The organism is Comamonas sp. JNW (genome assembly GCF_003105075.1).
Taxonomy (GTDB): Bacteria; Pseudomonadota; Gammaproteobacteria; order Burkholderiales; family Burkholderiaceae_C; genus Comamonas; species Comamonas squillarum.
Genome location: NZ_QETI01000016.1, coordinates 107,321 through 115,067 on the forward strand (window position 1 = coordinate 107,321; position 7,747 = coordinate 115,067).

The 7,747-nt window shown below is 62.0% G+C and carries 6 protein-coding genes; 1 reads left to right on the forward strand and 5 read right to left on the reverse strand.

Annotated features, from left to right (window positions below; genetic code table 11):
* The first annotated feature begins 203 nt into the window (after positions 1 to 203).
* The gene (locus DCO45_RS22805) at positions 204 to 518 is read left to right on the forward strand and encodes a hypothetical protein (RefSeq protein WP_133248221.1); all 315 of its coding nucleotides are present in this window, start codon (positions 204 to 206) and stop codon (positions 516 to 518) included.
* Here the strand turns inward: DCO45_RS22805 and DCO45_RS19775 are convergent.
* From DCO45_RS19775 to DCO45_RS19800, 5 genes are all read right to left on the reverse strand, one after another.
* Complete coding sequence (locus tag DCO45_RS19775; RefSeq protein WP_116927414.1) at positions 469 to 1,953, reverse strand: HAMP domain-containing sensor histidine kinase; 1,485 nt, start codon at positions 1,951 to 1,953, stop codon at positions 469 to 471. The genes DCO45_RS22805 and DCO45_RS19775 overlap by 50 nt on opposite strands.
* Complete coding sequence (locus DCO45_RS19780; RefSeq protein WP_116927415.1) at positions 1,950 to 2,660, reverse strand: response regulator transcription factor; 711 nt, start codon at positions 2,658 to 2,660, stop codon at positions 1,950 to 1,952. Before DCO45_RS19780 ends, DCO45_RS19775 begins: the two co-directional genes overlap by 4 nt.
* Before the next feature lie 112 nt (positions 2,661 to 2,772).
* Positions 2,773 to 3,411 (reverse strand): protein-methionine-sulfoxide reductase heme-binding subunit MsrQ, encoded by a 639-nt coding sequence (locus tag DCO45_RS19785; RefSeq protein ID WP_116927416.1) that lies wholly within the window; start codon positions 3,409 to 3,411, stop codon positions 2,773 to 2,775.
* Positions 3,412 to 3,426: 15 nt separating this feature from the next.
* A complete protein-coding gene (gene msrP, locus DCO45_RS19790) occupies positions 3,427 to 4,407 on the reverse strand; it encodes a protein-methionine-sulfoxide reductase catalytic subunit MsrP (protein WP_116927417.1) in 981 nt (326 codons plus the stop codon).
* Positions 4,408 to 5,513: 1,106 nt separating this feature from the next.
* Positions 5,514 to 7,747: TonB-dependent siderophore receptor (locus tag DCO45_RS19800; RefSeq protein ID WP_133248222.1), on the reverse strand; the 2,234-nt coding region annotated here is incomplete at its 5' end.

Genomic DNA, 7,747 nt, shown 5'->3' on the forward strand with positions numbered 1-7,747 from the left:
GCTTCACGATTAAGAGGTGCAAACAGGACCCAGCAAACCAAAGGTCTGCGATTAAGACGAGACTTTAAGCTGCAGACAGTACAGACGTACGACAAAGCTTGAGAGCGACGTATCGAGGGTTGTGTTAGCCACTTTAAGCGTTTGCGCTGGGACCGATTCGATCAAAGCCCACTCAACATTTTTTGTACGATTGAGGGCGTCTGGTGTTGCCGAAAAACAACCAACCAGAAGAGTTCTCAGAAATAAAAGCACCGAGCGCTTTGGCCTGTTTGTTGGCCTATAGACACCCAAAAGCCTCTTTAATCGGCATGCTATCTACTCTGGAAGCGGACGCCTTCTCCGCCAAAGATAATGGATTCAGCAGCTTGCAAAGGCTTTTGAATCTGGCGCTGCCAGAGGCGCACAAAACAGAGGCTGCAAATTTCGGTTTGCAGCCTTTTGTTTTCAACGTGATGCGCTCAGGTAGCCCTAGCGCAAATAAAACCGAAACCGCGCCCCCGCCTCCCCTGCCTCACTGAGCAGCTCAATCGAGCTGTCGTGCAGCTGCAATATGCGGTGCACGATCATGAGCCCCAGCCCTCCAGACCGCCCATCGCTGCGGCTGTGCATGCGGCTCAAGGTGGGGCGCTCGAACAGGCTGTCGCGCAGCACGGGCGGTATGCCTGGCCCGGTGTCCTGCACCGTCACGCTGATGCGGCCCTGCTCTGCGGCACGCAGCTCCACATGGATATCGCCGCCTGGCGGCGTGGCGCGGATGGCGTTGTCGATCAGGTTGACCAGCACGCGCTCAAGCATGCCCAGATCAGCAGTGACGGGGGGCAGATCCGGGTCAATCACCGCGTGCAGGCGCTGCGCCTTGGCTTCGGCGGCCAGCTCAAACTTCTGGAACACGTCCTGCAGCAGATCAGGCAGAAAGAAGCGCTCGGGCTCGGGCTTGACCACGCCGTATTCCAGCCGCGCCAGCTCAAACAGTTTTTGCGCCAGGTCACCGACCTTGCGGCTTTGGTCCAGCGCGATGCCCAGGTAGCGGCGGCGCTCGTCTGCCGATAGCACATCGGCCTTGATCTGCAGGGTCTCCAGATAGCCATGCAATGACGTTAAAGGCGTGCGCAGGTCGTGGGAGATATTGGCGAAGAGCTCGCGCCGCTGCTGGTCTTGGGTGCGCAGCTTTTGCCACTGCTCCCAGGTGCGTTGCGCCAGCTGCGCAAAGGCCTGGCTAAGCACAGCGATATCGGCTCCGCCATGCGCGGCTTTTTGCAGCTTGGCCTGGGCCTGGGGCAGATCGGCCAGGCCATCGGTTTGCAGCTCTTGCACGGCGGCCGTTAACCGCCGCAGCGGCCGGGTGATCATGCCAAAGGCCACAGCCGCTGCGACCGCGCCCAGCACCACCACGACCAGCAGCGACCACAGCAGTGTGCGCAGCGCGCCATCGCTGCTCACGCGGGCAGCCAGGCTGTCACGCCCCTGGCCTTGCAGGATCACATAGACATAGCCAGAACGCTGGCCGCCCTGCATCAACGGCGCTGCGCTGAACACCTTGCGCTCGGCCATGCTGCGGGGATCGTCGCCCAACACCGGCAGGGCCGCGCCACTGAACAGGCGCTGCAAGGGCTCCAGATCCACCTTTTGGCGCAGTATCCTTTCTTGCGGCGCATCGTAAGCCTGGATGGCACCTGTGTCATCGAGCAGGTAGACCTCGACGCTCGGGTTGACCTGCATCAGCTTGCCAAACAGCTCGCGGCTGGCCCCGGCGTTGAGGCCATCGGCACGCATCAGCTCCGGGTAGCGGGCAATGCGCGCGGCCAGATCCTGCGACAGGCGCTGCACCACCTCTTGCTCACGCTGGTCGGACACCCGCATCTGCAGCCAGACCGTGGCCGCGCTGCAAGCCAACAGCAGCAGCACAAAGACCAGGGTCAGGCGCTGCGCCAAGGTCGTGGATGCGAGCTTCATGGCACTTCCTCCGCCCATTTGTAGCCATGGCCCCATACGGTCAGAATGCGCTTGGGGCTGCCAGGATCGGCTTCGATCTTGGCTCTCAAGCGGTTGATATGGGTGTTGACTGTGTGCTCGTAGCCATCATGGCGGTAGCCCCAGACTTGGTTGAGCAGGTCAAACCGGGAGAACACCTTGCCCGGATGGCGCACAAAAAAATGCAGCAGGTCAAATTCTCGCGGTGTCAGCTCCACCTGGGATCCCCCCACCTTCACCTCGCGCGATATCGGGTCGATCTCTAGATTGCCGAGCACCAGCACACCGGCATCCAACCGGGCGTTTTGGGCCAAGGCCTGGCTGCGGCGCAACAGCGCGCGCACCCTGGCCACCAGCTCCAGCACCGAGAATGGCTTGGCCAGGTAGTCGTCCGCTCCCAGCTCCAGCCCCAGGATGCGGTGCATCTCGCTGGAGCGGGCACTGGTGATGATGATGGGCACGTAATAGGCCATCGCGCGGGCGCGGCGGCATATCTCCAGGCCATCCACGCCCGGCAGCATCAAATCCAGCACCAATGCATCCCAACCGCCCCGCTCCAAGGCCTGCATGCCCGCGTCGCCATCGGCCATGTGCACCACCTCATAGCCCTCGTCGCGCAGGTGCAATTGCAGCAGCTCCGCAATGGGAGCATCGTCTTCCACGATCAAGATACGTTTGCTGGGGTTCATGCTGTCATTGTGCGGTACATGGGGCGGTCTGCTGGGATCGGCACTTGGCGGCAAACCCAGGCGCCGCGCCCGCAAACGCCGGAGGCAGGCGCGCTTGAAATGGCCAATCCAGTCAGACCCTGGCAGCCTTGGCCGCCGCCTGCATCTGCTTGCGCTTTTGAAAAACCCAGCGTGCCGCCAGCAAGCCAGCCAGGATCAGCCCGTAGAGCCACACCTCGGCAAAGTTGTTCTTGCCCGAGCGCATCCACCAAAAGTGCAGCACGGCCAGCGCAGCCGCCCCATACACCGCGCGGTGCAGCATCTGCCAGCGTTTGCCGCCCATGCGCCGGATGATCCTGGGCACCGAGGTAATGGCCAGCGCCAGCAGAATCAGCCAGGCCAAGGTGCCCACGAGGATGAAGGGGCGCTTGATCAGGTCGTCGACGATGGCGGGCCAATCCACCCCCATGTCAAACACCACATAAGCCAGCCAGTGCAAGCTGGCGTAGAAGAAGGCATAAAGGCCCAGCATGCGGCGGTAGGCCGCCAGCCCGTTCCAGCGCAGCCACTGGCGCAAGGGGGTGACTGCCAGCGCAAAGCAGATAAAGCGGATGGCCCAGTCGCCCAGCGAACGCAGCAGTGCCTCAGCCGGGTTGGCCCCCAGGCCATCGGTCGCGGACAGATAAAACAGCCAGGCCGCTGGCACCAGGCACAACAAATGCAGCAGCAGCCGCTGCACGGCTTTGGCTGAAAAACGCGAAGACTTTGCCATGGGCAGGGACACCGATCAGTAGTCTTTGCGCAGGTCCATGCCGGCGTAGAGTTGGCCCACCTGGGCTTCGTAGCCGTTGAACAGCAAGGTCTTGTGGCGCTTGGCAAACAGGCCGCCTTCACCAATGCGGCGCTCGGTCGCCTGGCTCCAGCGCGGGTGCGGCACATCCGGGTTCACATTCGAGTAAAAGCCGTACTCATTGCGCGCCGCCTTGTTCCAGGCGGTGCCCGGCTGCTTCTCGACCACGCGGATGGTCACGATGCTCTTGGCGCTTTTGAAGCCATATTTCCAGGGCAGCACCAGGCGCACCGGTGCGCCGTTTTGCGGGGTCAAGGTTTTGCCGTACATGCCAAAGGCCAGCAGGCTGAGCGGGTGCATGGCTTCGTCCATGCGCAGGCCCTCGGTGTAGGGCCAGTCGAGCACACTGCTGTTCAGGCCAGGCATCATCTTGCGATCGGCCAAGGTCACGAACTCTATATACTTCGCGCTGCCCTGGGGCTCCACCTGCGCCAGCAATTTGGACAGCGAGTAGCCCACCCAGGGGATCACCATCGACCAGCCCTCGACACAGCGCAGCCGGTAAATGCGCTCTTCCTGGGCGCTGAGCTTGAGCAGCTCTTCGATGTCAAAGGTTTTGGGTTTGTTGACCAGGCCTTCGACCCGCACGGTCCAGGGCCGTGTCTGCAAGGTGTGGGCGTAGCGCGCCGGGTCGCTTTTGTCCAGGCCGAACTCGTAGTAGTTGTTGTAGCTGCTGGCATCCTGAAAGGACGTCGGTGTCTCCATCGACATGGCGCCGGGCACCGTCGAGCGCACGGTGCTGATCGGCTGCGTGCCGTCGGACCTGGCCGCTTGTGCCCAAGCGCCGCCTGCGGCCAGCGCCGAGCCGCCAGCGGCCCCCAGTTTGAGCAAGTCGCGCCGGCTCAAATACAGGTGCTGCGGGGTGATGTCGCTGCTGCTGCCGTGGTCAAAGCCCGCGTTGTGGGTACGTATCAGCATGGGTATCGCTCCTGAAGTCGGTGGATGCGGATGAGGCCGGCAAGCGGGCCTGCCTCGGTTACCTCTAATAGACACCATCTGCAGCGCAAAAATTTCAAGCGCTGCTCAGTATTTGTTAAACAAAAAGTTATAAATAACCTGTTTGGAATGCCTGCCAGCGTCCGCTTTGGTGCCGGATCTCTAGCGCACAGAAAACAAGACCACCCTCGAAAGCGTGGCACCGACCATTCAGATCCGCCTATCGCCGCCCAGCGCAGATGAGCTTGCACACAAATCCCGTCCCATTCTGAGATGGCCCTTACATACAGTGCTATCAGACAAACACTGAAAGATGCCATGCAGATCTATGTCCGTGTAAATCCTGGCCAAACAAGACCGGTTACATGCTGAGTGGACAAAGCATACCGCTGATGGCTATGCATAACTAGGCATGATTATTCCCCTGAAACGGAATGCCGTAGACGCTGCCGCTGATTGCTTTATACCTTGCCAGCATGGCCTGCAGCGGAATTGCACCATGGAGCAGAAAGCCCGCCAGGCCGCGATGGCTGTATGGCCTTGCTTCCTTAGAGTGGACTCCCGGGGACATTGTGCGACGAAGCATCCGATGGTTCGTTGTAATAAGCCCCCAGCCAGAAATCCCTGCCATGTGGCTCTCCTACCGTGACGTCATCGATATCTGCGGAGCTACCTTAGGTCGCGTTGATTATCACGAGAGGAGCCTCCAAAATGCTTGAAGCAATGAACCTGCCAGTACGGTGCATGAATGGGCCCCCAGCGTCGAATTCAAGGCTGCCAACTAGTAGGATCAGCTTGGATGAAAGGGGCCGCTGCTGCAGCAAGTCAGATGCAGTAAAGTGAGCGCCGCCGCCGCTGCTGAAGATCAAAGCATGCTCAGATTGCATGACTTGACTCACTGGCTCCGTTCGTGCCGGTAACGGCGCTTGCGCATACCGGTGGCCCAGCGGTAGAGGGGTGCACTACTGGGCCCAGGGCCCTCACAACCCCAGGCTTGCGGCAAAGGAATGATGATCCTCAGGCTAGGCGCACACCACTACGTGTGCAGTGTTTTGCCACTCGTCATCAAGCGCCATTAAGTGTGACCCTCAGAACTTATAGCGCGCCGACAGGTAATAGCTGCGCGGATCCCCATATACGCCAGTACCATACGAGCCCATGCCTGGCATATAGGTCTTGTTCAGCACATTGCTCAGGTTCAGCGCTACCGACAGGTGCGAGTCCACCTCCCAGCGCGCCATCAGGCCCAGCAAGGTGTAGGCCGGCTGGGTGGCGCGCCACTGGGTGTCGCCCGCTTGCTGGTAGTAGGTCTCGCTCTGCCAGCTGAGCGACCCGCCCACCGTCACGGGGTTCCACTGGCCGGGCAGGCGGTAGCTGGTGCTGAGCTTGACCAGGTGCTTGGGCTGGTTGGTGTTGACAGCGCTCAGGATCACATCGGGCTGGTAGCCCAGGGTGGACTCGCGGTAGGTATAGCCCGCGTACACATTCCAGGCCGGGGTGACCTGGCCGGAGACCTCCATCTCCACGCCCCGGCTCTTGACGCCCTTGGCCGCGATGTAGATTTCTTCGCCAGTGGCGGGGTTGGAATCCACATACTGCGCGGCATTGTTTTGCTGGGTGTGGAACAGCGCGATCGAGGTGTTGAGCTTGCCATCCAGCAGCGCACCCTTGATGCCGATCTCCTGGCTCTTGCCGGTGAGCGGCGGCAGCGCCGCACCGCCCGCATCCTTGTAGTAGGTCTGCGGGTTGAAGATATCGGTGTAGCTCGCATAGGCCGACCACTGCTTGCTGAAGTCATAGACCACGCCGGCATAAGGAATGACTTTGTGGCTCACCTTCAGCCGGTCGTTGAGCGTGTAGACGCTGCTGGCCAGATCGGTCTCGCCATCGACCAGGCGGTACCAGCTCAGCCGTGCACCCAGGATGACGGACAGCGCATCGGTGGGGCGCAGGCGCACGGCGCCAAACGCGCCTTTTTCGGTGACGCGCGTGTCGCGGTCGCTGACCAGGTCCAGTTGAGGCTCGGGCGCATTGCCATGCCAGTCAAAATAATTGCCCACCGCGTCATAGCTGGTGGTGTAGCCGGGGGCGCCACGGCGCTCGCGCGACCACCCCGCGCCCAAGGTCAGCTCATGGCTGCGGCCCAGCAGCTCGAACGGGCCCGACAGCACGGCATTGAGCGAATCGGTGGTCGAGGTCGTGGGAATCTTGGCCGACAGCATATTGAGGCCCAGCCCTGTCTCTTTGTCCAGCGAACCATAGGCGGCCACTCCCACCTTCACATCGCGGCTTTGGCGCAGGTGGCTGCCTGCCAGCTCCAGCTTCCAGCCGTTGTCAAACACATGCTTCAGATCGGCAAACAGGTTGGTGCTGTCGTTGTTCCAGTACGACCAGCGCGCAGCAGGGTTGAGCGAGGTCGGAAAATGCGTCTGCGTGCCATCCGAGAAAAACAGCGGCAGATGGCCATAGCTTGCGCCGTCAGCGCGGGTCTGCATGTAGTCAATGCCCAGCGCTGCCGTGGTGCGGGGCGCCAGATCGGCCTCGACGATGCCATAGAAGTTGCGCGTATCGCGGCTGTAGTAGTCGACATGTGAATCGGCATTTTGCGCGGCGGCCACCACGCGGGCACGCAGGCTGCCATCGGCATTCAAGGGGCCCGATACATCGGCCACACCGCGCTGCTTGCTCCAGGATCCCACACCACCTTCCAGCGATGCCTGGAACTCCTTGGTCGGCCGCTTGCGCACCAGGTTGACAACCGCGCCCGGGTTGCCCGCGCCAGTCAGCAAGCCGGTGGCGCCCTTGACCACTTCCACCCGGTCGTAGATGGCGCTGTCGGCCAACGAGGTGGTGTATTGGTTGGCCGAGTTCATCGTATTGGGCATGCCGTCGAACTGGAAGTTCTCGACCGCAAAGCCGCGCGAGTAGAAGGTCGCGCGCTCGCTGTCATTGCGGCCTACCGTGATGCCGGTCACCTTGTCCAGAATCTCGGGCAGGTTGCTCAGGCCCTGGTCGTCCATCTGCTGGCGGGTGATCACCGTCACCGACTGCGGCGTCTCGCGCAAGGACAAGCCCATGCGCGTTGCCGTGCTGGATTCCGCTGCCGTGTAAGAGCCCGTATGCTCCGAGGCGGCCACCCGGTCGGCCTGGGCCTGCACCACCACCGGCGCCAGCACCATCTCGCCCGCCGCCGGGCCCTGGCTGGCCGCTGCGCGCTTGCGCAGCACATAGGAGCGGTCGCCCGCAGGCACGGCCTCCAGCCCGGTTCCCGCCAGTAGCAGCTGCAGCGCCTGGGCCACGGGCAGCTGCCCGCGCACGCCGG